At 68.9% G+C, this 1,543-nt stretch carries 1 protein-coding gene; it reads right to left on the bottom strand.

The features are described from left to right. Window positions 1–267 (bottom strand): hypothetical protein (locus LFM09_RS49990; RefSeq protein WP_414103715.1); only part of this gene is annotated, 267 nt, incomplete at its 3' end. Between the last annotated feature and the right edge of the window lie 1,276 nt (window positions 268–1,543).

Raw genomic sequence — 1,543 nt, 5'->3', positions numbered from 1 at the left:
CGGGGTCGCGTTCGATGTCGGTGCGGGGCGCAGCGCACCGTGTTCCGTGAGGTAGTCCGACACCTCGTCCGCGTCCGGAGGGGCGGGCATGATCGTGCCCAGTGTGGCGCCGTTGTCCTGGCCGCCGTAGATGTCGGCCAGGGGCGTTCCCATGAAGTACGTCTGTGAGTGGAAGCTGTCGATCGGGCCGCCGACCTGTGCCTCACCGCTGTTGATCAGCGCGAGTGGTGTCTGGTTCGCCGCGGACACCCATGTGGTCAGGACCATGCCCACGGGGAAGGTGTGGTCGNCAGTGTGGCGCCGTTGTCCTGGCCGCCGTAGATGTCGGCCAGGGGCGTTCCCATGAAGTACGTCTGTGAGTGGAAGCTGTCGATCGGGCCGCCGACCTGTGCCTCACCGCTGTTGATCAGCGCGAGTGGTGTCTGGTTCGCCGCGGACACCCATGTGGTCAGGACCATGCCCACGGGGAAGGTGTGGTCGTGCGGGTTGTACCCGTCGACGAAGCGGAGGTCGTCGCCGGAGCCCTTGCCCTGGTGTGAGACCGACGCGTCCTTGGCCACGTCGATCTCGGCGGTGAAGGGGATGAAGTTCGTGTTCCTGGTGTCGAGATCCGGATGCGGAGTCGTGCCCAGCGGCGTGATGCTGCCGTTCTGCAGGTTCTCCCACGTGGGGTGCCAGCTCGGGACACCGCGGTACAGCTCGACGCCATCCGATAGATACGCCAAGGCCTGGTCCGCCATCGCCTGCTTCTCGCGGAGGTCCGTGCCGTCCACCACAACCGCGTTGAGGAACAGCGGGACCCCCCTGACCCGGTAGAAGTCACCCACCCGCACGGCGGGCAACCTCAGGCCGCCGAGGTCGACGGTCTTGAGCTCGCTGTCCGGCTCGCTGTCCGGCTCGGCCTGCTCCGATGACGTGAACCCCTTCAACGACGACACGAGTGAGGAGAGGTAGCTGCCGCCACGTTCCCTGGTGATCCTGCCGGACACGAACCACTCGGCCAGATCGCGACCGGCGGCCTTCGAGTTCGCCGGCAACGTCACGTTCTCGAGCGCGAGCCTCGCTTGTGCCCGCTCGATGTCCTCGGCGGACACCTGCCCGCCTTCCCACCCCCACCGGCGCAGCTCCGCGTTGACCGCCTGCAGCAAGGCGGTGTCCGCGTCCATCTCGAACGTTCCGCCCTGCGTGAGCGTCTCGCCGGTGCTCAGCGGCAACGACGCCGTGCCATCGTTCGCGGTCGCGCTGTCGGTGTCGGGCTCCGGCTCGGCCGTGCCGGCAAACGACGCGACCGCGAGCCCGGTGGCGGTATCACCCTCGGCAATGCCGTCGCTGCCGGCGACCCCGTCGGCCTGCGCCACCACCGGCGGCGGCACCACGAGCGGCACCGGCCGAACCGCCTGCGTGTCCAACCGAGCAGCCGGCGGAGCACCACGCTGCAAGGTTTCCGGCGTGACGGTACCGACCTTCGCCGCCACACTCGGGCCGGGCGCAGGGGCGTTCGACGCCGCCGTACTCGACGCCGCCGTACTCGACGCCGCCGTAC

Source organism: Lentzea alba (assembly GCF_047445655.1).
GTDB classification, from domain to species: Bacteria; Actinomycetota; Actinomycetes; order Mycobacteriales; family Pseudonocardiaceae; genus Lentzea; species Lentzea alba_A.
The sequence above is the reverse complement of the archived record's forward strand: the minus strand, read 5'-3'. Positions and strand labels throughout refer to the sequence as shown.